Below are 26,226 nucleotides of genomic sequence, written 5' to 3'. Positions count from 1 at the left end.
TAGGTTTTATAAAAAAGGCTTAGCTATTGTCAGCTAAGCCTTTGCCTATTAATAAAATGGATTTTGGTCTAACTGATTACCAGAGGCTAAAATTTCAGCTCTCGGAATCGGCAACCAATAATGTTTCGTTTCGAATTTACGGCCGTCAAGGGCTACTGATGGCGTATAAGTAAATGTACCATTGGCATTTTTAGTGATGGTAACACCGCCAGCAGGAACATTTTCCGTCACATTGGCGATCATCCACCTGCGCACATCATAGAATCTATGCTCTTCAAAGGCAAGTTCAACCTGACGCTCGCGTCTGATGGCTAGGCGCATGTCATCCTTGTTCATACCTGCCACCAATCCTGGCATCTCTACACTCGGTCTTGAACGTACCAGATTGACGGCTGTACGCGCACTTAACGTAGAACCAGCAGGGACGACATCGGCACCGTAGGCCTCATTTGCTGCTTCTGCAAAATTCAATAATATCTCTGCATACCTGATGTAGTTCCAAGGTTGGAAACCTGCATTTCCCCAAGGATTTTCAATCGGATAGGCATCATTAAGAAACTTTTTCATGTAGTAACCGGTTTTAGTAGTATTCCAGTTGTCTTTACCATCTCTACTGTCCCGTCCGCCAGGTACAAATGTCTCTATATTGCGCTCACGGTAGCTAGCTCCATTATATAAGATGCTTGCGTAAAATCTAGGATCACGGTTTGCATAAGGTTCCGCAGCGTTATATAGTGGATTACTAATGTTGGCTGGCAGTCCATTGGTTAATAAATAAGCGTCAACAAGATTTTGCATGGGTGTATTTCCAGCCCACCCGCTATAACCATTTGGGCTATTAGCTATTTCTAGATGAACATGGCCTGCATCCCTAGTATAATAGCGCGCGAAAATTGATTCGTTATTGTTGTTAGTTAAGAACAAATTTCTATATCCACCACTGTATAAGCTGTACTTATTTAAAGATATGACTGCTTGAGCGGCAGTGACAGCTGATTCCCAGGTTCCCGCGGCATATAACGGACTTGCTGCATAAAGAAGCAATCTTGATTTTAGCGCTAAAGCGGCTCCTTTAGTCGCACGCCCAAGTATCCATCCTCCATCGTTATTTGCAGGCAGTTTTGCCGCTGCCTCATCGAACTGTGCGACAGCATAATCAATTCCCTCTTTAATCGTAGCACGTTTAAAAAGCGTAGGGTCCTGTAAATTGTCTGTCAAGCCCAATACCCTATCTCCCATCAAGACCATTTTGCCATAATTTCTGATCAAATCCAAGTAACGAAAAGCTCTTATGAATTTAAGCTCGCCTTCCAGCCTAGTTTTACGAGCCGAACTCATTTCAATTTTAGTCAACACGCCTAAGGCGTAATTAACTTCGCGAATGCTGCGATAGCTTCGTCCCCATAGAACCCCTAAAGAACCTAAATTTTCTGGTGCCAATTGTCCTCTTTGAATCAGCCAAGTATTATCATCATTATTATAAATCGATTCGTCGGTCATGGAGCCCATCATCGCGTACTCAAACCCCCTTCCAAAACCCGGGTTTGTCCCATCTCCCTCAGCTCCTTGAAGTTTTGTTCCGATGTATGCATTGGTCACAAAGGCTTCAAATACTGCTGTATCAGATTCAAGTGTATTAGTAGGAATCCTATCTGTCGCAGTAACATTCAATAGGTCTTTTTTACATGAGCTCAATGCCAGTACGCCGCACAGCATTAGAAAAACTGGTATTTTATATTTATAGTTCATTTTTTCGAGATTAAAATTTAACGTTCGCTCCTAAGTTGATAATCCTCTGCTGAGGATAAAACTGACCACTTTCACTGGTTCCTTCAGGATCATAATCTTTAACTTTGGAGATTGTAAACAGGTTAAAAGCGCTTGCAAAGACCCTTACACCAGACACTTTCAATTTTGAAAGATAGTCAGATTTTAAGTTGTAAGCAATTTCTACATTTTTCAGGCGGAGGAAAGATGAGTTATCTAACCAAAAGTTGTTTCTGTAGTTACCTCCACTAATTGCATTACTTGCACGCTCAGTAACTCTAGGATAGCTGCCGTTAGGATTTGAAGAACTGAAACGATTGTCAGCCCAGCTGCTATAAAAGTTACCTACACTGCCAGATTCTGGCAACACATATTGGCTTACCCTAGTTTGACCAGCAAGTAGTGCTGAGAAATCGAAGTTTTTATATGAGGCATTCAGATTAAAACCATAGGTAATCTGAGGAATGTTGCCATAGTTAGAACGAATCTGATCATCGGCATTTATTACCCCATCACCGTTAAAATCTTGGTACATCAGATCTCCAATTTTGGTCCCTGGAACATGTGGATAGCTATCTATGTCACTCTGAGTGCGAAACATACCTATAGCATTATATAATAAATAAGTACCTAAAGGCCTTCCTGTTTGCTTTTGATAATCTAACGTTCCTGAAGCCTCATCAATAAAGATGATTTGACTTTTAGCGTAGGTCATATTACCTGACACGCCCCATTTGAAGTCTCCATTTTGATGAGTATAGCTGAGCGTCGTCTCAAAGCCTTCACTATTAACCCTACCGATATTTTCAGAAGGGACAAGTGCTGGAGAACCATTTGGGTTCACAATACCTGAACTGCCTGGTAACGACGCATTACGTGTGGCTAAAATATCAGTACGTTTCTGTTGGAAATAAATCACTTCAAAATTAAATCCTTTTAAGAAAGACGCATTGATACCAATATCTAATTTCTTCGATACTTCCCAAGTAATATTTGGATTGGCCAATTTCGTAAGGCCTACTCCCGGTTGGATCAGAAATGATGTCTCTGGATTTGGTTGACCAACGAACCCATTAGTAACTAATGAATAATTATCATAATATTGGAAAGGATCTACAGCATCATTACCCAATGCGCCATAAGATGCCCTCAACTTCAGTTCATCAAAGAATTTAATTTTTTCACTGAACCAGCTCTCCTTGTTGATGCGCCATCCAGCAGACACTGAAGGAAAAGTTCCCCACTGCTTCCCTTCTGGAAAGATCGAAGAACCATCTCTACGTAATTGACCTTCGAATAAATATTTGTCATCAAAGGTATATGCTACACGGCTGATAATACTTCTACGATTATAATTAGTGCTGTAACCGGAATTACGGAAATCCGTAGCTGCTACTCCACCCTGTGATAGTTCAGGGAGTTGCGTAGATAAAAAATTATATCTTATGGCATCAAAGAACTCGATATTATTTTTACTCTGCTCATAGCCTACAAATGCACTTATGTTATGCACACCAATTCTTTTCTCATAATTCAATTTGATGTTTGATGTAATTAGAGACTCACGTCTTTGTGATTCAGTAAGCATTGCCTTATTATTATTACCACCATAGGTCCCTGGCACATAGATGCCACTAGCTACTTGGTAATCATATAAAACATAAGGCTTGTTAAAAGCTTTTGAAAAGGCATTTGACCTGTCGACTGAGAAAAATCCATCCGCAGAAAGACCTTCTACCCCGGGAATCTGGTAACTGCCTTTCAATATTGCATTCAGCACTTGAGTCGGATTATTATTTGTACCGCCGATATCAGTAACTAATACCGCTGGATTAGAACCTTCTATACCTCTTGTAGGTAAGCCGTTTGGATAGTAAGGGGCTATCGTCGGGTAAGACCTATAAATAGATCTAAATAGGTCACCTGCACCAGTGATCGGAAATTTACGTGCCTCTTCTCTTCCTGAAAGGGATAAGCCTACTTTCAGCCTTTTGCTAATCTGTGCATCCAGATTTGAGCGGAAATTGTATTGCTTATAGCTGGTTACGCCATTTTTGAATAAAGCATCTTGATCGATCATACCTAACGACATGTAATATTTCACATCCTCAGTACCTCCAGTCACAGATAAGCTATGTTGACTTTGCATAGCAACCTTTTTCAGCATTACATCTGCCCAGTCTGTATTTGGAAACAACAAGGGATCAGAACCGTCTCTGAATTTCTGGATTTGTGCTTCTGAGAAAGCTTGATTCAAACCACCGGATGCATTTCGGTCAAATTCTATCTCGTTCCTAATCTGCGCATATGTTGCCGCATCTGCTAAATCTGGCAGACGTGTTGGCGAACTAAAACCTTGATTGAATCCATAAGAAATGGAAGGCTTACCCAATTTACCACGTTTCGTGGTTACTAAGATAACCCCGTTCGCTGCACGGTTACCATAGATTGCCGCAGATGCATCTTTCAATACCGATACACTTTCGATATCGTTCGGATCCAAACGCTCTAAACCACCCACTTGTCCTGGTATACCATCTACAACGACCAATACGGAATTACTTCCCGTAGTAGCGTTACCACGAATGGTGATATTTGAACCATCATAACCCGGCTCACCACCACGGTTGTTGATGATCACACCTGAGAACCTTCCTGCGAGGGAGTTGGATAAGTTTGGTTGTGGACTTTTTACCAGCTCAGTACCTTTTACCTGGGAAATAGATCCTGTTACTGTTTCTTTCTTTTGCGTACCATAACCAACGACCACGAGTTCAGTCAGCGAAGTCTGGTCTGGATTCAATTGGGCATTTACCACAGTTTTTCCGGCAGTCGGCATTTCTATACTGGCGTAACCAATATAAGTAAATACCAATGTCGCATTCTCAGGAACCCTGATGCTATACTTTCCTTGCGCATCGGTCATGGCACCTGTAGTGGTACCTTTGACCATTACACTTACGCCTGGCAAAGGATTGCCGGCCTCATCGCGGACAATACCCGTGATCACAGTTTGGCGTAAATTGAAGGTTGAAGGATTGTCCACCAGCACCGAGGCTGTTGTCGACTGCGCCGAGAGCAGTGCTGCATTTATTGCTGTCACAACAAACACCTTTTTTGTCATCGGCCAAAGCGGAGAATATACTTTACGTATAGTTTTTCTCATATCGATTTATATTTGGGTTTATGAATTAGCTCATCAATCCACCACAAAAAGCGGAAGTATTGACAAAGGCTAAATTCGACTGATTGGTACAGATTACAGGGGGGTAAACAGACAATATTAGAGGGGTAAAATACCAGTTTTCTTACCTTTTCTTAAGCTCCTTGCCTAAACTGAGGTTATTCGAAAAATGCTTGCGGTATTTTCTGATGTACTCCGAGGGGTTCATATTGAACAATTTATTGAACTGTTCCCGGAAGTATTTGATGTCGTTCATGCCCACCATAAACATCGTTTCCGAGATGGTGTTGTCCGTATTGATGAAGATCTCCGCAGCCTTCCTCAGGCGGATAAACCGGATGAAACTGTTGGAGGACCTTCCAGAAATTGACTTGATCTTATTGAACAAATTGGACCTGGACATGCCGATCTCATCCGCCAGAACCTGTATACTAAAATTGGGATCCGTAATGTGATGTTCAACTATCCTGATGCATTCCTGCAGGAAATCGCGATATTCTGAGGAAATCTTTGTGTTGCTGGAATTTAGCGTAATTTCATTGTAGAAGTACTTCTGAAGACTGTTCTTACTCTTCAATATCCCGGCAACCCTGGCAACGAGCAAATCTTTATCGAAAGGCTTACTGATGTAGTCATCTGCACCAATTTCCAAGCCTTTCAATTTGATCTCCGGAGATGAACTCGCAGTAAGCAATACAACCGGAATATGGCATAAATCCGCATCTTCTTTTACCAGACTACATATTTCGATACCGCTTATGCCCTGCATCATGACATCGCTAATGATAAAATCAGGAAGTAATTCCCTAATCATCTGCATGCCCTCTTCTCCACTGGAGGCAACATATAGCTGGTAAAATGGATTGAAGATATCAACGAGGTAATCTCTGATCGACTTATTGTCATCTATGATCAATATCGATTTCTTTTCTGTAGTGATCTCTTCAGTAATCTTTTCAACCGCTGTCTTTTCTTCGCTGGAATTTACATTTCCGCTGTCTGCTGCCAGCTCCATCAACAATACCGAACCGCTTCCTGCAATGGGTAAAATCTGATCAGGATCAATATGCTGGCTCCCCTTAAGCAGCTCCACAAAAAAGGTAGTTCCTTCATTGGCCTGACTCCGGTAGCTGACAGATCCGCCATGGCTCTCTATAAAGCTCCGGACCAGATATAACCCAATTCCAAATCCTGCCCTGAGCGAAGCATCCTGCTCCTGGTAGAAGCGGTTGTAAATTTTGTCACCTGTTCCTTCAGGTATTCCACAGCCGGTATCACTTACTTGTATGCTGAGGCGGTCGGGCCGCTCCACAATCTCCAGCTTCACATGTCCTCCATCCGGTGTAAATTTAATGGCATTTGAAAGAAGATTGAACAACGCAATTTCCAGCTTCTCGCGATCTGCATAGATCGCAATATGATCTGAGGCAGACACGAAATCATAAGTGATCTTTCTAGAACTCGTCTGGTGAGAAAAACACAAATAAACTTCTTTGGAAAGGTTCACAATATCCAGCTCTGCAATCCTTAACTTATCAGCATTTGCATCCGCTTTCCGGAACAGCAATAGTTGATCGACGAGACTCAACAGCCGCTTGGCGTTTCTGTAAACGATATTGAGGTTGCTGGTGTCTACATTTTTATCATCATGGTATAAGAGCTCTTTGATCGGGTTGATGATCAGCGTGAGGGGAGTCCTGAACTCATGAGAAATGTTGGTAAAGAAGGACAACTTCTTCTCATGCAATTCCTTCTCTTTTTCATTTTCTATACTGGCAACCTTAATTTTATATTTAAGGTTCTGTTGTTTGTTTCTGTAGCGTATATAAACATAAATCGCTGCCGCAATGGCAAAAGCATAACCAATATAAGCCCACCAGGTCCAATACCAGGGCGGCCTGATATTGATGATCAACTTCCTGCCTTCCTTGTTCCAAACCCCATCGTTATTTGAAGCCCTGATCCAAAGGGTATAAGTTCCGGGGTTCAAATTGGTATAGGTAGCTTTCCGCTGCGTTCCCACCATATTCCACTTCTTATCAAAACCTTCCAGCATATACGCGTAATGATTCTTGTCCGGATAACGGTAGTTGAGTCCCACAAATTCAAAAGACATGACACTTTGTTCGTAATCCAGCGTCAGCTCCTGCGTAATATTCAGGTTCTCCCGCAATGGCCCCCTGGGATTTGGTAGTACAGACTTGTTGAACAACTGAAAATCTGTAAAGTAAACTGCGGGAATAGTCCTGTTAAAGGGGACACTCAATGGATCAAAACGAATGACTCCACCAATACCAGCCAGATACATATACCTCCCGCTATCATGCAATACTGCATTGACATATAAGCCGTCTGTCTCATCGAAATTATTGATGACCATACGCTTCGGATCGAATTTGGACAGTCCATTTTCGGTAGTGATCCACAAATTGCCATTTGGGTCCTCCGTTATCTGCCTGAATACATTACTCGGAAAGCCATCTGCATTGGAGTAAACTTTAAACCGCGAAGTTTTGAAGTCAAACCGGTTAAGCCCATCCGGAGTGGATACCCAGATGTTGTTTTTCGAGTCTCTAAAAAGACCACGGATGATGTTGCTGCTGATCCCTGAGTCTTCGGCGGTTCGGTATGCCTTGAAACGTCCCGTACGCGGATTGAAACGGTTCAGTCCACCGCCATAAGTACCGATCCAGATTTGGCCCTGCTCATCTTTTAGCAAAGAATAGAGGTGATTATTGCTTAAAGAATATGGATCATTTTTATTGCTGTAATAATGTTTGAAAGTATTGGTATGCCTGTTGTATATTTTTAAGCCGGCATCAGTTGCCAAATAGTAAATACCCGGCTCTACCTCCAGGATGTCCCTGAACACATCTTCATTGAATAAATCGCCCAGGGCCGAGTGATGGGAATAGTGAAGAAAAGCCTGCTTTTGGATATCGTAACTATCAAAGCCGTCTTCACTTAGGATCCAGAGCTTACCTTCCTGGTCAAAATACAATTTGCTGATATCATTTCGTTCAGGGCTATTGGCCTTATCCTTTCTTGGGATCTGACTGAGCTTACCCAAGCCGTAATCATAGCAGAATAAGCCCCTGTTGGTGCCTATCCAGAGCTGATCTCCACGATTGGCCAAACTCCTGACCTCCAAATCGCCCAGGCGCATGTTATTCAGATCGAACTTGTATTGTTTATTGTCGATCTTGAGAAAGCCATCTTTAGCATTGATCCAAATGATCCCATCCCGATCCCGATAGGCTTCCCCAAAAGCATTATTGGATAAATTCTGCAGGCGCTCCCATTTATTGTGCTTTGTATCCAGCCAGTAAAATCCATTGTTCGCTCCTACAAGCATTAGTCCGGAGGATAAGGGCAAGATGCTATACACACCTAAAATCTTCGCTCCTGATGTGGGGACAGCCCTGAAAGTCCTGCTCACAGGATCGAAGCGAAACAGACCGCTCCAGTAGGTCCCTACCCAGATTATCCCTTGCTGATCATAAGCTAATGTCCAAACGTCATTGGGATTTTTTAACCCCGGTAGTTGTTTTTGTTGAAAATTGCGGAAACGCTTTGTGCTTTTATCGAATTGATTCAATCCCCCACTCCAATTGCCTAACCAAAGTTTCCCAAACCGGTCTTCCACAATAGAGTTGACCGACTTGCCCACCATGGCATCTGGAGATTTTGCTTTGGGCTGATATACCGTAAACGATCCGGTTTTTTCCTCATAGCGGTTGAATCCGTCATCTGTACCTACCCAGATTACCCCCTGTTTGTCGCAAAGCAAGGCCCAGATTTTATTATTACTGAGCGATGATGGACGCTTTTCGTCATGATAAAAAGACTGAAACTGCTCCGTCAATGGATCTAAGACATTTAAGCCGTCCATGGTGCCTATCCATAACCGACCCCGACGGTCCTCGACTATAGTACTGATGAAATTGTTACTGATCGAGGTACTGTCGCCAGCCTTGTGGTAAAATATTTTAAAGGTATATCCATCAAACCTGCAAAGTCCATTTTCTGTTCCTACCCAAATGAAACCTCTTCTGTCTTTGATTGTTGCTGTGGTATTTTTCGAAGGCAGGCCATCTGCAGTCGTATAAGTCTGCAATGCGTAATTCCCATATAGAGATTTTCCTTTGGCTTCGGGATTTGACTGCGCACTTGTCCTAAAGGAAATGATGAAGAGCGCAACAAGCATAAAAAGCCGGAATAGTTGCATTTGGTCAGTTGTTAGCGAATGATACTGCGAAGATAAGAATAGCTTCTGAAAAGCCATGCGATCGCAGACTTTAAGACATGTCCTTGTTCGAAAAACCCATCTGTATTTAAACCTTGACAGTTCAGTAAAGGCCGTCCTGGTCAAATTAAAGCAGCTTTAAGGATTTTTAAACGTATTATTGACATTTAAAAAATAATCCCTACCTTTTGCAATTATCTGGTCAAATCAATCATATGAATTTGATGCAGAAATCACGTTCATAGGAAAAGCATATGAAAAAAAATATTTTAGCCCTTGTCCTGACTTTATTGACCTCAGCAGATCTATTTGCCCAGGCTGGATTCGGAGCATCTGAAAAAATCAATACTGACTGGCGGTTCCACTTAGGAGAAACTGATTTAAAAAAGGAAGTGGAAGCATCGGACAAGTCCTGGCGACGAGTTCAGCTACCACATGATTGGAGCGTTAAACAAGCTTACAGTTCTTCATACGCCAGTGCTACAGGGTACCTCCCCGGAGGCATAGGCTGGTACCAGAAAAAGCTGGTGATTCCTAAGGACGATCAGGGCAAAAAGCTGTTTCTTTACTTTGAAGGAGTATACAACCGCAGTGAGGTTTTCCTGAATGGTAAATCCCTGGGTAAACGTCCGAATGGCTATATTTCTTTTAGTTACGACATTACCCCTTATGTTGAGTATGGTAGAGACAATCTGATCAGTGTCCGTGTAGACCATAGCCAGGATGCCGACTCACGGTGGTATACCGGATCTGGGATTTATCGTGATGTATGGCTTATTCGTGCAAACCCTATCCACCTTGAGCAATGGGGAGTATATGCAGTTCCGGAAGTGAAAGGTAAAAAAGGCGCATTAAAGGTGCAGACGAGCCTTAAGAACGAATCCACGTCGAGCGCCCCATTGTCTATCCTCCATGAATTGCTTGACAATGCTGGCCGTGTAGTGGCAAAAAAAACCAGCAGGATGACGCTTGCCGCGGGCAGCAGTCAGGAGCTTAAGGTGGACCTGAACGTAAATAATCCCAAATTATGGAGCCTGGAGAAACCGAGCCTTTATCAACTTCGTACCAGTGTGATGCAAGGCGGTCAGCTGATCGACAGCAACACCATCGTTACCGGCTTCCGGACCTTTACGTTCGACGCCAATAAGGGTTTTGCTTTGAATGGTGTACAAATGAAAGTGAAGGGTGTATGCCTGCATCACGATGTAGGGGTACTCGGTGCAGAAGTGTATCCGGAGGTATGGCGCCGCAGGCTATCGACGCTAAAATCACTTGGCGTAAATGCAGTCCGTACCAGTCACAATCCACAGGCGCCTTCATTGTATGAACTCTGCGATGAACTGGGGCTATTGGTCATGAACGAAGCATTTGACGAATGGGAATTTCCGAAACGCAAATGGCTACAGGGCTGGAACGTAGGCACTCCTGGTTTCCAGGGAGCATTTGATTTCTTTAAGGAATGGGGAGAAAGGGACCTTGCAGACATGGTTAAGCGCGACAGAAACCACATTTCTATTTTTGCCTGGAGCATTGGCAATGAGGTCGATTATCCAAATGATCCTTATTCTCATCCGATATTGGCGGGAGCGCGCGAAGGCGGTTTTACACAACCGATCTTTGGGGGTTATAAAAAAGATGCACCTGATGCGATGCAGTTAGGCGATATTGCTAAAAAACTCGCCGCAGTAGTTAGAAAATATGATAGCAGCAGACCAGTGACTGCCGGTTTGGCTGGTGTGGCGATGTCCAACGAAACTGCCTATCCGGGACAATTGGATATTGCTGGCTACAATTATACGGAGAGCCGGTACATCGACGATCATAAACGATATCCAAAGCGCGTGATCTACGGCAGTGAAAACCGCCATGATTTCAGCGCCTGGAAAGCTGTAGTAGACCACGAGCACATTTTTGGTCAGTTCCTATGGACAGGCATCGATTATCTTGGTGAATCCGGCCGATGGCCTTCACGAGGGTTTTATTCCGGTCTTTTAGATTTTGCAGGCTTCATCAAGCCAAGAGGATACTTTCGCCAGTCGCTATGGTCCGATAAGCCGATGGCCTATTTGGGCAGCTATCCGCTTAGAGGCGGTGGTGCTGCATCCGATGTATGGTCTGCACTTGAAGCAGAACAAGGTCAACAAGAGAATAGGGCACCCTCAATGGATGCCTGGCCGATATGGAACTATCAGGACGGGCAGTTGATCCGTGTGGTCACCTATACCAATACCGCAAAAGCCAGACTAGAGTTGAATGGGCAAGTCGTTGGCCGAAGCAAAGACTATGATCAAAAAACAGGAATTATTTATTGGGATATTCCCTACGCTGTTGGTAAGTTGGAGGTAGTTGGTATGGATTCAAAGGAAAATGAAATTGTCCGTGCACAACTGCAATCCAGTAGCCGCCCTGAGCGGATCAAAGTACTGCATAATGAGCAACTGACTGTTCCCATAAATGGCATTGCCCAGATTGAACTCCAGCTCGTAGATGAAAATGGCATACCGGTTTTACTAGCTGATGATGAAATTACATGCGATATCGCTGGCAATGCAAGACTACTTGGAATGGAGGCAGGAGACAACTCAGATATCGGAAACTACACAGACAATAAACAACGGGCTTACCATGGCAAAATGATCATCTATGTTCAGGCTACAGGAAAAGTTACTGATGAAGTGACGGTACGCTGCCGCGCTCCCTGGCTAACACCCGCTATGATCACGATTAAAATCAAGTAAGCTTTCCTCGTGTCGTATAAAAGCCTTGCATAAGCGCATGACCCATGCAAGGCTTGACCAACCCTTGAGGAGGGCTTGAGAAGAGCTTGTGAGAAATGAGTCGAACGGATATTTTAGTAATAGCTAAATTATCCCCATTTTTGTTGAGCATATCATAAAAACACTTTTCATATATAAAAATGTCAGACGAAAAAATAATCTTTTCTATGGCGGGGGTAAATAAGATTTATCCCCCTCAGAAACAAGTTTTAAAGAACATATACCTTTCCTTTTTTTACGGTGCTAAAATTGGTGTCATCGGGCTCAATGGCTCCGGAAAATCATCATTGTTAAAAATCATTGCCGGACTTGACAAATCTTATCAGGGTGAAGTGGTATTTTCACCAGGATATAGTGTAGGTTATCTTGCACAGGAGCCGATCCTCGATGAAACTAAGACCGTTCGCGAGATCGTCGAAGAAGGTGTGGCAGAAATCACAGCGATCCTCAAAGAATATGAAGAAGTAAATGAAGCTTTCGGACTGGAGGAGAACTACTCTGATGCCGATAAGATGGATAAATTAATGGCACGCCAGGGCGAGTTGCAGGATAAAATCGATGCAGTGAATGCCTGGGAACTGGATACTAAGCTCGAACGGGCTATGGATGCCCTGCGTTGCCCTGATCCTGAAACCAAAATCGGCATACTGTCCGGTGGTGAACGCCGTCGTGTAGCCATGTGCCGCCTACTGCTTCAGGAACCAGATGTGCTGCTCCTGGACGAGCCAACCAATCACCTTGATGCAGAAAGCATCGACTGGCTGGAACAGTTCCTGCAGAATTATAAGGGAACAGTTATCGCTGTTACCCATGACAGGTACTTCCTGGATAATGTAGCGGGTTGGATTCTGGAACTCGACCGTGGCGAAGGAATTCCATGGAAAGGAAATTACTCTTCATGGCTGGATCAAAAAGCTAAACGCCTGGCACAGGAAGAAAAAACCGAAAGTAAACGTCAGAAGACACTGGAAAGAGAGCTGGAATGGGTACGCATGGCGCCAAAAGCACGACATGCCAAATCGAAAGCCCGTTTATCAAATTACGACAAACTGGCTTCCGAAGATACCAAAGAGCGCGAAGACAAACTGGAGCTTTTCATACCGGCAGGACCAAGATTGGGCAATGTGGTCATCGAAGCAAACAATGTAACCAAAGCATATGGTGACAAACTCTTATTTGAAGACCTTAGCTTCTCCCTTCCACCCGCAGGTATTGTAGGGATTATCGGGCCAAATGGTGCTGGTAAAACAACGCTCTTCCGTTTAATTACAGGACAGGAAACTCCGGATACCGGTACTTTCCGGGTTGGCGAAACTGTTGAACTGGGTTATGTAGACCAAATGCACAATGACCTGGATGCTGACAAAACCGTTTATGAAAACATTACGGACGGGCTCGACAACATCCAACTGGGTAATAAGGCAGTTAACGGCAGGGCTTATGTATCCAAATTTAATTTCAACGGTGGTGATCAGCAGAAAAAAGTAGGCATACTGTCTGGTGGGGAGCGCAACAGGGTACACCTGGCCATTACGCTGAAAAAAGGTGCCAATGTACTTTTACTGGATGAGCCGACCAATGATATCGACGTAAATACTCTGAGGGCGCTGGAAGAAGCACTTGAGAACTTTGGCGGATGTGCGGTAGTGATCAGTCACGACCGATGGTTCTTAGACCGCATCTGCACGCACATACTCGCTTTTGAAGGCAATTCACAAGTGTACTTCTTCGAAGGAAACTATAGTGATTATGAAGAAAACCGTAAGAAAAGACTGGGCGATGTAACACCACACCGCATCCGGTATAAAAAATTGGCCTAAATAAAAAAGGCGGGAATTAATTCCCGCCTTTTTTATGATCGATACTGCTGCAGCACTTTTTCCAGTAAGGCCTTGGTCTTTCTGATTCCTTCTTCTTCAGAAAAACCATCTCCCTCCCATTCAATTCCTACAATACCTCTGAATTTTGCCTCGTGAATGATCTTGAACATCCGCGTATAATCGATATCAGGTTCATTGCCTTGTTCATCAAATTTAAATGTCTTCGCACTAATACCTTTCGCAAAGGGCATTAGCTCTTTTACCCCCTGATACATGTCGTATTTTTTAGTATCACTAATTCTGAAATTGCCAAAATCAGGTAAGGTGCCACAGTAAGGACTATTTACCCCTTTCATCACGTCAGATAACCATTTGCCATCGGAAGAATAGCCACCGTGGTTTTCTACGATGATATTGATTTTGTTTTTCTTTCCATACTCTGTCAGGCGTCCCAATCCATCAATGACAGCAGTCTTTACCTCATTTTCCGAGCCCTGTCCTGAAGCATTCACGCGTATCGTCTGGCAACCCAGCACCTTTGCTGCGTCTACCCATTTATAGTGGTTCTCCACCGCTTTGATCCTTTGTTTGTCATCAAGGTTACCCAAATCGCCCTCTCCATCAATCATAATCAGGTGGTTCTGTATCCCTTCATTTTTCGTGATGTTCAGTAGCTCTTTCAGATAAGCAGGATCGCTTTCTTTCTTATTAAAGAATGGACTGACATATTCTACAATATCAATTCCAAAATCCTTTTTCGCTTTTACAGGAAATTCCAGATTGGTCATCTTTCCAGCAAACAAGGCTTTATGAAATGACCACTGCGCCAGTGAAATGCGAAAGAACTCCTTTTTTCCTGATGCTAGTGTATCCAATGGCAATAGTGAGGCCATGCCTGCCGAGGCTACCATGAGCCCCATATCTTTAATAAAATCTCTGCGGTTCTGTGTTTTCATCGAACCTAAGATAATAAAAATCTATGTTTTAGAACGTCTAACTATTTCCTGCTGAAAAAGTTATTGAAATACAGCAATTGAAAACCTATCGCATTGGTCCAGTATTCCCAATTGTGCGCTCCGGGCCGGATGGTAAAATCGTGAGGAATGTTCTGATATTGCAATTGTTCATGGAGTTTCATGTTTACCTCATAAAAGAAATCTTCCCGGCCACAGTCGATATTGATGGCCAGCTTGTTCGGAACCAGGAGATAAAGAAGGTCAATCACTGAATTGGCCTTCCATCTTTCGGGGTATTTATCCTGAGGGCCAAGCCTTTTAGCGATGTTCCAGTTCAAAGGAAATGGCTTGATGTCTACACCACCACTCATACTTCCCGCTGCTCCAAATATATCCTGGTGCTTAAAGGCGAGGTATAAGGCACCGTGTCCACCCATACTCAATCCTGTAATGGCCCGACCTTTTCTATCTTTTATAGTCTTGTATTTTTGATCTACAAAAGTGACCAGTTCAGTGGAGACATAAGTTTCATATTTCCAGCTAGGGTCTTCAGGACTATCGAAATACCAGCTGGTGACATTCCCATCAGGACAAACGATGATTTGCTGAAAATCATCAGCATATTTCTTCAGCGACGGCACCTTATTAACCCAGCCGGCATAAGAATCGCCTGCACCATGCAAAAGGTATACAGAAGGATAGGATTTGCTTTCGGAATAGCCTTGAGGGATGATCACCACGGCCTTAATGTTCTTTTTCATGGCAGCACTATAGGTAATTACCGTATCTACCTGAGCTGCAAAACCTGCATAGGAACTCAAAAGGGCGAACAGCCCAATAAAGAAAAAGCTTTTTTTCATGCGGATTACTTGTTGATCCAGGTACAGGCTGCCCCTACCAAAGCTGCGTCTTCCCACATCTGACTTTGCCTGATCACCACAGATTTATCTTCTATTTTATCTTGCAGCAAGTTAATAAAATAATCCCAGGTCCTGGCAATGTTTCCGCCAATGACCAATACTTCAGGTTTTTCGTCAGCGATGAAATCGTTAAGAAAAGTAGCCAGATTTGTAGAAAACTCATCGAAAAGCTGATCCCGGATTTCCGGATCCGCCACGGTGAGCAATTCTTCAACATTTTTAGCTTCCAATCCGGTCAGTTCTTTGTATCTGCGAAGGAACCAGCGGGTAGAGATGTATTCTTCAGCAATACTGTCCTGAAAAGGAACGAAGGCACGGTTGACATCCACAACTTCACCTTTACAACTACTGGTAGAGCCTAAACCAGTTCCCAGGGTTACTCCGATTGCCTTTTCAAAATCAGATGCCGCACCTGAGGCCAGCTCTCCCCTCAAAAATGCTTCCGCATCGTTAATAAATACGATGTGATCTCTGGGAATTTCCAACCGCTCAGAAAGCACATCACGTACATTCAAACCATATAAGGCATCGTATTTTTCCTGGTTCTTCATCAGGGAAATTCCTTCCACGTAATCAAATGGTCCGGGCATCGCGATGCCAATACGGATATGCTGGTCATCATCCTTCATGATCAGGGAAGATAAAGCATCCACCCAGGAATCGAATATCACTTCTGCAGTATCCATAGAAGCCACACGTACACGCATGAGGCTATCATCAATAACTTTATATGATTTGCAATCTACATGGGCTGCTGTGATGTGGGACCCACCTATATCGACTCCTATAAAAGGAAGTTCAGCTGGTTTAATGTTCATTTTTGAGGTCTGTATTGGTTAAACTAGAATAGAATGTTAAATTCCATTAACCAAATAAAGTCATTTAAACCGTTTTAGCAAAATTTTATTTGTATTTTTTTTCCAACAGCAGTGTTTTAGCCAAAATTATTTGGATTCTGGCTTAGGTTCGCGTGGCCCGCGCTTATAAATCACCAGTCCGTTCAAAAAATTACGTAGAATTTGATCTCCGCACTTTTTAAAATTAGGGTGATCGTCTTTCCTGAAAATGTCACCCAGCTCACTCTTGCTCACCTTAAAATTAACCAGGGCCATAATCTTGATGATGTCATCATTGGTCAGTTCCAGCGCAACGCGCAGCTTCTTGAAAATTTCGTTATTACTCATGTTACATTGCGATTTCTATCTTTACTTTTTTATTCTTGATGCGCTCATTAACCAGTGCCTTCAGTACTTTGCCTACCATTTTTCGTTTGATAGCCACATATGAGGTCTGGTCCTTTACCTCAATGAGTCCCACATCCTCTTTCTGCAGTCCGCCCTTTTTGATCAGCAAACCTACAATATCAATCTTATTCACCTTATCTTTCTTACCTGCGGCGATATAGAGGGTTTGCCATTCGCTATCTTTAGGTAGTTCAAATTTACCTTTCAGGCTTTCTATAGCAATGTCCGTTTTCAGAAAGGGGTACTTTTCATCTTCAGCGATCACGAGATATGCTGTACCTTTAGCATTCATTCTTGCCGTACGTCCATTCCGATGTAGGAAAGCATCTTCAGTATAAGGCAATTGATAGTGGACAATGGCATCCACCTCGGGAATATCCAGACCGCGCGCTGCGAGGTCCGTAGTGATTAAAATCTTAATGCTCCCATTCCTGAATTTCAATAAGGCCCGTTCCCGTTCATCCTGCTCCATCCCTCCGTGAAAAATATCATGGGCAAGGTCTTTATCTATCAGCAGGTCACTGATCCTATCTACCGTTTCCCGGTGGTTACAGAAAATAAGTGTGCGCTGGTTACCGATCTTGCAGATCAGTTGAAAGAGGGTATCTAGTTTATCTGCCGCAGTGGTTTCCACCTTCCTCAGTAAGAGGTCAGGGGCTACCTTTCTGTCTTTCAGAAAATCGATCTCCGCAGCTCCTTGGATTCCGGTAAAATCAGGAATCTCTTCCATTGCGGTGGCCGAGGTAAGCATTCTTTGATTCAAAGAAAGCAACTTCCCTATGATGTAAGACATATCTTCCTGAAACCCAAATTCCAGTGCTTTATCAAATTCATCCAGTACGAGCGTTGTAATACCCGATTCATCAAAATTCTCATGCCTCAGGTGATAAGCGATCCTTCCCGGTGTCCCGATCAGCAAGGCTGGCGGCTGTTCAAAATTATTCCGCTCCGTCTTTACCGGATGTCCGCCATAACAGCAGTTCACCTTAAAACCTGTCCCCATCTGTCGGAAAACCTGCTCGATCTGTAAAGCCAGTTCACGTGAAGGTACGAGTACAAGCGCCTGTACACCTTTTGCTTCTGTGCTCAACTTGCTGAGCACAGGCAGCAAGAATGCAAGTGTCTTGCCAGACCCAGTAGGTGCCAGCAATACCACATCACTGCCTTTAGCGGCCGCGGCCACTGCAGCGATTTGCATGTCATTTAAGGAAGTAATCTTTAGCTTCTCCAGTACTTTGTCTACCATCATGGCACCAAAGATAGGCGGATATATTAGAACTTCAGGTATTTCTTGCGCAAGTGCTTCATGGAATTATAAAGTTTGACATCCAGGGTCATGAGCATATGCCCTCTTTCAGAGATCCAGGTGGTCATTTTATGATTTGCATTCTTCAATGGGACATACACTTCCTCTTCCAGCACTTCAGTATACTTATTGGCAACCCTGCTTTGCTGCATCAAATAAAACTCGTTGATCAGTTCTGTTTTCATAATGATTTTGTTTAGTCAATTAAAAAACGGTTCATACAATTTAACCAATTATTTGGAAATTCAAAAGAACTTCTCCCGTCAATAATACAACAAAACGGCTGCAAGAAGGGTTTGAATATTTTAAACTCTGTTGACAACACATTGATTGTTAGCAATTAAACCACAGAAACTTAACGCCTTTTTAATTTAATAATGCTATTTTTAGGAAACCTGAATACGGGTTGTTCATCAAACACCAATTAACGTATGACCTGGAAGAAATTTAGCGGCGAAGTGATCCACTCGTCCATCTTAGAAGAAATCGAAAATGCCATTATCAGAGAAACAGCGCTCGGTTACCACCTCAAGGTATGCATCGGAACAGATTCCCAGGTAAAAGGCGCCCTTACAGATTTTGCAACTGTCATCGTGCTCCTAAGAGAACACCATGGCGGTTTTATGTACATCCATCAGGATAAAACGCCACAGAAAATGAGCATCAAGGAAAGGATGCTGGTAGAAGTTCAAAAATCCATTGAAACAGCCTATTCTATTTGCGACCTGCTGGACCTTTATGATGTGGACCTGGAAGTACATGCCGACATCAACACCAACCCCTCATTCAAGTCAAATAAAGCACTGAACGAAGCAATGGGCTACATCTTAAGCATGGGTTTCATTTTCAAAGCAAAACCTGAAGCATTTGCCAGCTCCACCTGTGCAGATAAAATGGTGCATTAAGCTACCACTCCTTTGTAGAAATTGTTTCAGGCGACTTGGTTTTCGGAGCTTGCTCTTGCTTTGCATTCATCGCATCCTTAAATTGGCCTGCAATTACCCTGGACTGGCTGGTCGCATATTTTAAATAAGCTTCCCATTCTCCCGCATTTAATTTCCCTGGTTTACGTTCCAGCGGAACACCAATTACCGTGCTGGGTACAAAATTGCCATACCGGTCGCGTTGATAAGGAATAAATTCATAATCTGTAAGCCAGAAACGATATTTGGCATCTTTAGCTTCTGCATAGAAATTATATTGCACTTCGCCAGAAGGATGACTCAGCACCAGTGCTGTTTTAGTAATGACAATCTTGCCAGCTGCCTGCATCAGTGAATCTCCGGCAGCAGATTTAAGTTTCAGCATTTTAGCCGATTTCTTAAAGAATTTTTCAGCCCTGGCATCCAGCTGGGCTTTTGTAATACCTTCCATTTCCACTACCTCATAATGGATCAGCTTACCCCTTTCGTCGTAGGCAAGCGGCTGGTCCTGCCCAAAGCAAAGGTTGACTGCGAAAACTAAAAAACTCAATCCAAATAAAAACTTCATAAGCTAAAGGTATAAAAAAAAGCCGCCGGATAAATTGTCCGGCGGCTTAAGTTAACGTAATTGAGACTAAAAGGCGTATACAGCTGCCAATGAGAATTGAGAAGCAGATTTGGTAAATGCACCACTGCTTTTCATAAATGATTGTGATAAATCTTTATCGTTGTCAAAACGAACTTCAGGAATAAAAGTCAGGCCACCAGCTTTCAGGTTTCCAGACAGTGTCACCGAAGTTACTGCTGCATCTGCAGCGCCTGAAGCACCCTTGATGTTGAAATACTCACCTCTAAGACCCAAAGCAACAGAAGGAGTAAATGCGTATTGAGGATACAAAGCAGCACCAGTATAACCACCTGCATCATCAGAAGCAGAATAATCAGCGGCATTCAAGCCCAGTTTGAATTTCTCTGTGATCTGGTAAGCAGTGGTCAGGTCAACAATGGTTCCTGAACCGTAGCCACCACCTGAGTGGAAACCATTCAATACATTAATATAAGCAGTCCAGCCTTCAACTGGGGCTACCATCAACTGGCCGCCTACTGATGACACACCATTCAGATCCTGATAAGCATTCCAGTCATTGAACAGTCCAACCATCAGGCTCACTTTATCAGAGAAAGCATAAGTTCCCTTGATACCGGCATTCTGGAAAGGTCCTGCACCAAACAAGTAAGAGGTAGAGTAGTTGAAATTGGCAGCAGGAGAGATCACTTCATATCCTACGAATGTGCCCATGTAACCTGCAGCCATTGAGAACTTATCTGTAAATGCATAGTTTACATACAAATTCTGAATATGAAAAGACTCACCGTCAGCACTAGGCACGATGGATTGCGCCTGTCCGCGTGGTCCAAAAGACAGTTCTCCAACGAAAGATGCTTTTCCGGTAGTTTTTTTCAATGCCAGGTCTATCATACCGATCGAAACAGAATTTTGCTCATTTGCAAAATAGGTCTTGATGTTTGGCTGCTTAGCGAAATCATATTTAAAGTATGTATCAACAGATCCCGAAAGTTGCAGTGGTGATGCTTCCTGTGCGTAAGTAGCTGATGCGATTGATAAAGTTGCTAGAGTCAATAATGATTTTAATTTCATAATCTAGTTTAGGTTTGAGGTCAAAATTTAGACGTTTTGGTTTAGTTGATTGTGGTTGGTTGTGGTTTGGTTTGGTTTTGGTTGATCGTGGTGCCTACAAAGTTGGTTCGTTCTCCAGTTCCTGACCAGTTGAAGCAACAATCAAGGTACCCTGGAAATATTTTTCATTGTGTTGTGAAGCATCTAATCCTTCAGCCTCTTCTTCTTCAGATACACGGATTGGCTGTACCAGGTTGATGAGTTTGAATACGATGAATGACATTACAAAACTGAACACAACAGTGATCACTACACCTTTCAATTGTGTAATGAAGAATTCAGGGTTGCCATACAGCAAACCATCTACACCAGCACTGTTTACAGTTTTAGTAGCAAAAATACCTGTCAGCAACATACCTACGATACCACCTACACCATGACAAGGGAATACATCCAATGTATCATCAAGGCTGGTTTTTTGTTTCCATGAAACAGCAAGATTAGAAATTACCGCGGCAATGGCACCTATAAAGATCGCAGAAGGGATACTTACAAAACCCGCACCCGGTGTGATGGCAACAAGACCAACTACAGCACCGATACAGAAGCCCAATACGGAAGGTTTTTTACCTCTGGATACGTCAAAGAACATCCATGACAATCCAGCTGCACCGGCCGCAATGTTAGTAGTGATGAACGCTGAAACCGCCAGGCTGTTTGCACCAAGTGCAGAACCCGCATTAAAGCCAAACCAACCGAACCAAAGCAATCCTGTACCGATCAATACGTAAGGGATGTTTGCAGGTGGAACTTCCTGATGATCCTGGTGACTTTTTCTTCTTTTCAACACCAAAGCACCTGCCAGAGCAGCCATACCAGCTGAAATGTGTACTACCGTACCACCAGCAAAGTCAAGCACACCCATTTTAAAGAGCAGGCCGTCAGGATGCCATGTCCAGTGCGCTAAAGGAGAATATACCAATAAAGAGAACAATACAATAAATAAGATGTAAGAGGTGAAGCGGATACGCTCAGCAACAGCACCTACTACCAATCCTGGTGTAATGATAGCGAACATCAACTGGAATACCGCGAACAAAGAAAGTGGAATAGTTGCTGCCAGACTCCATGACGGACTGGAATTTACACCCTGGAAAAAGAAGAATGTTTTAGGATTACCAATGAATCCGCCTATCGAATCACCGAAAGCTAGACTGAAACTTACGACTACCCAAAGCACAGAGATTACACCTGCTGCAACTACACTTTTGATCATCGTAGACAATACGTTCTTGCGGTGTACCATACCTCCGTAGAAAAACGCAAGTCCTGGCGTCATTAAAAATACCAGCGCTGCTGCGATTAATACAAAAGCGATGTCTGGTCCGCTGTATTTACCCTCGTCAAAATTTGGTGCCAAGGGAATAAATAGGGCAAGAATTGCAATTATCATTAAAACTGCAAATGGTCCCCACTGTTTGAATAAAACTTTTGCCATAAATGTTAGATTTTTACTGGTTATAATTGTGATTTGTTTGATTTTTTTGATAAAACTAGTAAAAAAATCGATTAAAAGATATTTTTATCAAAACAATTCAACAAAATCCTTGTATATCTCGCCATTTTTTTAGCCAAAACATGAAATATTGACAAAATTTAACTCCGATATTTCAATATTTACAAGATTAAGGATTCAAAAACACCTATTTTTTGATAAAAAAGTAAAAATCACTAAAATTCATGCTAAAAATTAAAAATCATAAAATTTAATTCTGTGAGGCCTTGAAAAATCATAAAAAAACATTTTGCCCCTATTTTTGTATATTTAAAACTAAATATGAAATCATATCAATTAGAATTCCGGCAAAACCTCCCCCTTTCTGTAGCAGATTCCTGGGAATTTTTCTCTTCTCCACTCAATTTAGCCAAAATAACACCGACTGACATGGCATTTGAGGTAACTTCTAAGCCAGAACACATCAAAAAGATGTACAAAGGCATGATCATTACCTATAAAGTATCACCTGCATTAGGAATAAAACTGGATTGGATGACAGAGATCACCCAGGTAGAGCAGGAAAACTACTTTATAGACGAGCAAAGATTTGGCCCCTACAAGTTCTGGCACCATCAACATCACTTCAAAGCAATCGAAGGTGGGACAGAAATGAGAGATATCCTTACCTATGGGCTGCCCATGGGCATATTCGGAAGAGTGGCCAATGAAGTGTTTGTTGCAGCAAAACTCCAACAGATCTTTAAATTCAGAAAAGAAAAAGTAATTGAGCTATTTGGGAATTACTCCCCTACCACTATATAAGCGGAGCCTTGCACTACACCCCGGCGTTCGATCTCCTTATCTATATAGGTCTGTATCGCCGACTTATTCAGGCCCCAGTTGGGTGCGATCAGCAAATCCCAATCGGAAATGCCAAATAAACGTTGGATCACGATATCTGGCCTCAATAATGGGATCAATTTGCACAATAAATCCGTATATTCTTCCAAAGAGAAAAGTTTGAAAGGCGCTTTTTTATATTTCACACCCATAATGGAGCCCTCCACAATATGAAGGTGGTGAAATTTCACGAATTTGATCTGCGGAAAACGGTTGATTTCATGAATATAACCCAGCATCATTTCCTCAGTCTCCCAGGGAAAACCAAAGATGGTGTGGACACACAAGTCTAGTTTTGAATTTTCCAGCAACTTTACAGCTTCAACGAATTCCCCATGACTGCAACCCCGATTGATCTGATCCAGCGTCTCATCGTAAATCGACTCCATCCCCATTTCCAAATCTACATCATAGCGGTCGGCATAACTCTCCAGCAGCGCCACCTTTTCTGCATCAATACAGTCAGGGCGCGTACCAACAGAAAACCCTACCACATCCTGTGGATTAATGGATAAAGCCTCATCATACATCATCTTTAAATAATGTACTGGCGCATAAGTATTGGTATTGGGTTGAAAATAAACGATGAATTTATCGGCCTTATAGAAGCCTTTTCCACGCTCCATACCCTGCTCCAGCTGTTCGCGGATAGTAGGTAGCTTTCGGGAAAGTTCAGGGGTAAAAGAATCTACATTACAATAGGTACAACCTCCATAGCCTTTGCTGCCATCCCGGTTTGGACAAGTAAAGCCTCCGTCCACAATAACCTTGAACACGCGTTGCCCCTTGTATTTCTCCTTCAGGTGCGTCCCGTAATTGTTATATCCTTTTATTCCTTGATCCAGTAGAGTTCCCAATGTTCGTCTTCTTTTCGGCAAAGATACAGCTTTTTATTTATCCACCCTCATGTCTTCAAGCTCAGACATATACCTTGAGAGTACAGCAAGATAGGTCAGACCGGCATTCTCGGGCTTAGCCATAAAGATTTTAAAGTCGTCGAGGTCATTTACAGTGAATCCCATTCTTACGAATAGCTCTTTATCGGTTTCCCATGATTCCGGGTTTACCTTTTTTTGGCCTACCTTCTTATAGAGCTCCAGTCCATAGGCGAAATCCCTGTACTTCGGCGTATCCCTGAATTCTTTAAAAAAATTGATGATCGTGCGGTAAGTAGCCGGTTTACCCGCATTCACCTGCTCCAGCATGAGCACACCCAGGATCGGCCCTTTCAAAAGCGTACTGTCCACACTGTTGAAATTGCCACATCGCTTCAGAATCTCAATGTCTCTTTTGAGCGCTGAATCCTTTTCTCCCGATTTGTGCCGTACAAAATAAGGCTCCTGGTCAAGCACACGCTCACAATTGAGGGTATCCTGACCAAGAGCCGAAATGCCGGTAAACAGCAATAATAAAAACACTGGCAGTTTTAAATCCATATGCAAAGATAAGTTATTTTGATAACCACCTGTCCTGCATATAAAATCGCCGCTCCCTTATGAGGCTTTTCTATCCAACAATAAATTAATCATCATTTCGAGATCCCCTTCATTGTCGCCATCGGTTCTGAAATCAGAGAAGATCAGCCTTCCGTCCTTATCGATCAGGAAATTCATCGGTGCAGCACCACGGTTATCCAGATTTCCTTTTGCCCTATCTTTTACATCTTCGAGCGGGGTAAAACTATAACCACTGCTTTTCATAAAAGGAATCACATAATCGTTCTGATCTGAAACAATATTGATACCTACGTAGGCGAGGTCCTGTCCTTTAAATTTCTTTACCACATTTTCAAAATGCGGGAACTCTCCCCTGCATGGACCACAACCAGGGAACCAATAAGTTAGCAGTACGACTTTGCCTTTGTAATCGGTTAGTGCGCGGTCGCCTTTTACAAGGTATTGCTTCAGGGTAAAGGGCGTAGCAACTTTTGCTGCTGCATTCAGACGGCTCCAGATATCTGCCAGTATCACCTCCTCTCCCTTGCCTTGTTTGGCGCCATAGCTTGAAATAGCTGCTTTTAATCGTAAGTCCGGTGCTTTAGCAAATGCCAGCACCAAACTGTCATATGCTGCCGAGGTCTGTCCGGCCAGGTCATTGGCCTTTGCTTTAAGCAATGGGATGTCTTTATTAAAACGATAATAACGGGGCAGCTTAATCTGGCTCAGCAACTGCTGTGCTTCTGCACTTTTCTTCTGGTCCATCAGCGCATTCGCATCTGCTATATATTGGGCCTGTATTTTCAGGTTGCCCCATTCTTTTGCATTCTTTTCATTCTTGGCCATTTCTTCCGCCAGCACCACCGCCTTTTTAGGATCTATGGAGAGCAGTAGGTTGAAATAAGATGACATGCCGCTGGACGACCAGTTGAACTTTGCCGGATCATAGCTTTTATACAGCAGTTCAAAGTATTTCAATTTGTCCGCTACCGCTGAAGAGCGTTCTCCCAACCAGTAAAGGGCCTGTGCCCCTCTTTCATGGTTCGGGAATTTTTGCGCTACCGCAAGGCTCAATTCCTGATATTTGCGCTTGTCAATCTCCCTAAAAGAGGAAGCATAGTAGAAACTATAATTCGGGTTGGAAGGATTTGAAGCTACAGCTTTGGCCAGGTATGCACGCCCCCCGGCAAAATCTCCCCATCGCTCGGCATCTATCCAGAGACCTCCCCAGGCTTCTGTAAATTTCGGATTCAGTTCCACAGCCTTCAACAGATAAGGCTTGGCTTTAGGACTTTCCTGATCTTCATAGGCCTTGCCCAGGGCATAAGGGACAGCAGAAGATTTCGGAAACTGCTTCATCCATGCAGCATATTGTTTTTCCAAAACCGGACTTTCCATTCCTATGGCTTTGATATAGGCTTCATGTACTTTCGGACTGTCAGGGCTCAGCTCCACTGCCTTTTTCAGTTTGGCAAGTGCAGCAGGATCGCTGGTGATGTCGTTTTTAATGGTTCTCTGGGCAAATGCCAGGCCTGTGCTGGCAGTCAGCAATATGGTAATCGCTACATTGCGTGTAAACTTAATGGTTGTTGACATATTTCTAGTATAAA

19 protein-coding genes are annotated in these 26,226 nt (G+C 43.1%); 4 read left to right on the top strand and 15 right to left on the bottom strand.

Going from position 1 to position 26,226, the window contains the following annotated elements; translation table 11 throughout:
• Positions 1-48: 48 nt before the first annotated feature.
• The 3 genes from WAE59_RS17985 to WAE59_RS17975 form a co-directional block, all read right to left on the bottom strand.
• Entirely contained in the window at positions 49-1,749 is a 1,701-nt protein-coding gene (locus WAE59_RS17985; RefSeq protein ID WP_337857351.1) for a RagB/SusD family nutrient uptake outer membrane protein, read from the bottom strand.
• 10 nt (positions 1,750-1,759) lie between these two features.
• On the bottom strand, positions 1,760-4,933 hold the full coding sequence (locus WAE59_RS17980; RefSeq protein ID WP_337857350.1) for a SusC/RagA family TonB-linked outer membrane protein: 3,174 nt from the start codon (positions 4,931-4,933) through the stop codon (positions 1,760-1,762).
• Positions 4,934-5,075: 142 nt separating this feature from the next.
• Positions 5,076-9,179: a hybrid sensor histidine kinase/response regulator transcription factor gene (locus tag WAE59_RS17975; RefSeq protein WP_337857349.1), complete on the bottom strand. Its 4,104-nt coding sequence runs from the start codon at positions 9,177-9,179 to the stop codon at positions 5,076-5,078.
• A gap of 272 nt (positions 9,180-9,451) precedes the next feature.
• On the opposite strand from WAE59_RS17975, the gene WAE59_RS17970 reads away from it, so the two are divergent.
• Both WAE59_RS17970 and ettA read left to right on the top strand, forming a co-directional pair.
• Positions 9,452-11,935 carry a sugar-binding domain-containing protein gene (locus WAE59_RS17970; RefSeq protein ID WP_337857348.1) on the top strand — a complete coding sequence of 828 codons (2,484 nt, stop codon included), beginning with the start codon at positions 9,452-9,454 and terminating at the stop codon, positions 11,933-11,935.
• Positions 11,936-12,114: 179 nt separating this feature from the next.
• A complete protein-coding gene (gene ettA / locus WAE59_RS17965) occupies positions 12,115-13,794 on the top strand; it encodes an energy-dependent translational throttle protein EttA (RefSeq protein WP_337857347.1) in 1,680 nt (559 codons plus the stop codon).
• A gap of 32 nt (positions 13,795-13,826) precedes the next feature.
• Here ettA and WAE59_RS17960 read toward each other — a convergent pair whose 3' ends face one another.
• The 6 genes from WAE59_RS17960 to WAE59_RS17935 all read right to left on the bottom strand — a co-directional run bounded on the left by WAE59_RS17960 (position 13,827) and on the right by WAE59_RS17935 (position 18,405).
• Positions 13,827-14,750 (bottom strand): sugar phosphate isomerase/epimerase family protein, encoded by a 924-nt coding sequence (locus WAE59_RS17960; RefSeq protein ID WP_337857346.1) that lies wholly within the window; start codon positions 14,748-14,750, stop codon positions 13,827-13,829.
• A 41-nt stretch (positions 14,751-14,791) separates the two neighbouring features.
• Positions 14,792-15,610, bottom strand: a complete 819-nt coding sequence (locus WAE59_RS17955) for an alpha/beta hydrolase (protein WP_337857345.1) — start codon at positions 15,608-15,610, stop codon at positions 14,792-14,794.
• A 5-nt stretch (positions 15,611-15,615) separates the two neighbouring features.
• A complete protein-coding gene (locus WAE59_RS17950) occupies positions 15,616-16,488 on the bottom strand; it encodes an ROK family protein (protein ID WP_337857344.1) in 873 nt (290 codons plus the stop codon).
• A gap of 126 nt (positions 16,489-16,614) precedes the next feature.
• On the bottom strand, positions 16,615-16,854 hold the full coding sequence (locus tag WAE59_RS17945) for a DUF1456 family protein (RefSeq protein ID WP_337857343.1): 240 nt from the start codon (positions 16,852-16,854) through the stop codon (positions 16,615-16,617).
• A gap of 1 nt (position 16,855) precedes the next feature.
• Positions 16,856-18,163 carry a DEAD/DEAH box helicase gene (locus WAE59_RS17940; RefSeq protein WP_337857342.1) on the bottom strand — a complete coding sequence of 436 codons (1,308 nt, stop codon included), beginning with the start codon at positions 18,161-18,163 and terminating at the stop codon, positions 16,856-16,858.
• 23 nt (positions 18,164-18,186) lie between these two features.
• On the bottom strand, positions 18,187-18,405 hold the full coding sequence (locus WAE59_RS17935; RefSeq protein WP_337857341.1) for a hypothetical protein: 219 nt from the start codon (positions 18,403-18,405) through the stop codon (positions 18,187-18,189).
• Between the two features lie 246 nt (positions 18,406-18,651).
• On the opposite strand from WAE59_RS17935, the gene WAE59_RS17930 reads away from it, so the two are divergent.
• Positions 18,652-19,125 carry a ribonuclease H-like YkuK family protein gene (locus tag WAE59_RS17930; protein WP_337857340.1) on the top strand — a complete coding sequence of 158 codons (474 nt, stop codon included), beginning with the start codon at positions 18,652-18,654 and terminating at the stop codon, positions 19,123-19,125.
• Position 19,126: 1 nt separating this feature from the next.
• Here WAE59_RS17930 and WAE59_RS17925 read toward each other — a convergent pair whose 3' ends face one another.
• The 3 genes from WAE59_RS17925 to WAE59_RS17915 form a co-directional block, all read right to left on the bottom strand.
• Complete coding sequence (locus WAE59_RS17925) at positions 19,127-19,711, bottom strand: DUF4468 domain-containing protein (RefSeq protein ID WP_337857339.1); 585 nt, start codon at positions 19,709-19,711, stop codon at positions 19,127-19,129.
• Positions 19,712-19,777: 66 nt separating this feature from the next.
• Positions 19,778-20,803: a porin gene (locus WAE59_RS17920; RefSeq protein ID WP_337857338.1), complete on the bottom strand. Its 1,026-nt coding sequence runs from the start codon at positions 20,801-20,803 to the stop codon at positions 19,778-19,780.
• Positions 20,804-20,897: 94 nt separating this feature from the next.
• Positions 20,898-22,280: an ammonium transporter gene (locus WAE59_RS17915; RefSeq protein ID WP_337857337.1), complete on the bottom strand. Its 1,383-nt coding sequence runs from the start codon at positions 22,278-22,280 to the stop codon at positions 20,898-20,900.
• A gap of 339 nt (positions 22,281-22,619) precedes the next feature.
• Between WAE59_RS17915 and WAE59_RS17910 the strand changes: the two genes are divergently transcribed.
• Entirely contained in the window at positions 22,620-23,102 is a 483-nt protein-coding gene (locus WAE59_RS17910) for an SRPBCC family protein (protein WP_337857336.1), read from the top strand.
• Here WAE59_RS17910 and WAE59_RS17905 read toward each other — a convergent pair.
• The 3 genes from WAE59_RS17905 to WAE59_RS17895 are packed head-to-tail and all read right to left on the bottom strand — an operon-like array spanning position 23,081 to position 26,212.
• Positions 23,081-24,037, bottom strand: a complete 957-nt coding sequence (locus WAE59_RS17905; RefSeq protein ID WP_337857430.1) for a TIGR01212 family radical SAM protein — start codon at positions 24,035-24,037, stop codon at positions 23,081-23,083. The genes WAE59_RS17910 and WAE59_RS17905 overlap by 22 nt on opposite strands.
• Before the next feature lie 33 nt (positions 24,038-24,070).
• Entirely contained in the window at positions 24,071-24,616 is a 546-nt protein-coding gene (locus WAE59_RS17900) for a hypothetical protein (protein WP_337857335.1), read from the bottom strand.
• Between the two features lie 57 nt (positions 24,617-24,673).
• A complete protein-coding gene (locus tag WAE59_RS17895; RefSeq protein WP_337857334.1) occupies positions 24,674-26,212 on the bottom strand; it encodes a redoxin domain-containing protein in 1,539 nt (512 codons plus the stop codon).
• Between the last annotated feature and the right edge of the window lie 14 nt (positions 26,213-26,226).

The sequence above is a fragment of the Pedobacter sp. GR22-6 genome (assembly GCF_037402555.1).
Classification (GTDB): Bacteria; Bacteroidota; Bacteroidia; order Sphingobacteriales; family Sphingobacteriaceae; genus Pedobacter.
The sequence above is the reverse complement of the archived record's forward strand: the minus strand, read 5'-3'. Positions and strand labels throughout refer to the sequence as shown.

Bases quoted from the DNA above. Each gene is read 5' to 3' on its own strand.
- WAE59_RS17985 (WP_337857351.1), bottom strand. From the start codon at position 1,749: ATGAACTATAAATATAAAATACCAGTTTTTCTAATGCTGTGCGGCGTA.
- WAE59_RS17980 (WP_337857350.1), bottom strand. From the start codon at position 4,933: ATGAGAAAAACTATACGTAAAGTATATTCTCCGCTTTGGCCGATGACA.
- WAE59_RS17975 (WP_337857349.1), bottom strand. From the start codon at position 9,179: ATGCAACTATTCCGGCTTTTTATGCTTGTTGCGCTCTTCATCATTTCC.
- WAE59_RS17970 (WP_337857348.1), top strand. From the start codon at position 9,452: ATGAAAAAAAATATTTTAGCCCTTGTCCTGACTTTATTGACCTCAGCA.
- ettA (WP_337857347.1), top strand. From the start codon at position 12,115: ATGTCAGACGAAAAAATAATCTTTTCTATGGCGGGGGTAAATAAGATT.
- WAE59_RS17960 (WP_337857346.1), bottom strand. From the start codon at position 14,750: ATGAAAACACAGAACCGCAGAGATTTTATTAAAGATATGGGGCTCATG.
- WAE59_RS17955 (WP_337857345.1), bottom strand. From the start codon at position 15,610: ATGAAAAAAAGCTTTTTCTTTATTGGGCTGTTCGCCCTTTTGAGTTCC.
- WAE59_RS17950 (WP_337857344.1), bottom strand. From the start codon at position 16,488: ATGAACATTAAACCAGCTGAACTTCCTTTTATAGGAGTCGATATAGGT.
- WAE59_RS17945 (WP_337857343.1), bottom strand. From the start codon at position 16,854: ATGAGTAATAACGAAATTTTCAAGAAGCTGCGCGTTGCGCTGGAACTG.
- WAE59_RS17940 (WP_337857342.1), bottom strand. From the start codon at position 18,163: ATGATGGTAGACAAAGTACTGGAGAAGCTAAAGATTACTTCCTTAAAT.
- WAE59_RS17935 (WP_337857341.1), bottom strand. From the start codon at position 18,405: ATGAAAACAGAACTGATCAACGAGTTTTATTTGATGCAGCAAAGCAGG.
- WAE59_RS17930 (WP_337857340.1), top strand. From the start codon at position 18,652: ATGACCTGGAAGAAATTTAGCGGCGAAGTGATCCACTCGTCCATCTTA.
- WAE59_RS17925 (WP_337857339.1), bottom strand. From the start codon at position 19,711: ATGAAGTTTTTATTTGGATTGAGTTTTTTAGTTTTCGCAGTCAACCTT.
- WAE59_RS17920 (WP_337857338.1), bottom strand. From the start codon at position 20,803: ATGAAATTAAAATCATTATTGACTCTAGCAACTTTATCAATCGCATCA.
- WAE59_RS17915 (WP_337857337.1), bottom strand. From the start codon at position 22,280: ATGGCAAAAGTTTTATTCAAACAGTGGGGACCATTTGCAGTTTTAATG.
- WAE59_RS17910 (WP_337857336.1), top strand. From the start codon at position 22,620: ATGAAATCATATCAATTAGAATTCCGGCAAAACCTCCCCCTTTCTGTA.
- WAE59_RS17900 (WP_337857335.1), bottom strand. From the start codon at position 24,616: ATGGATTTAAAACTGCCAGTGTTTTTATTATTGCTGTTTACCGGCATT.
- WAE59_RS17895 (WP_337857334.1), bottom strand. From the start codon at position 26,212: ATGTCAACAACCATTAAGTTTACACGCAATGTAGCGATTACCATATTG.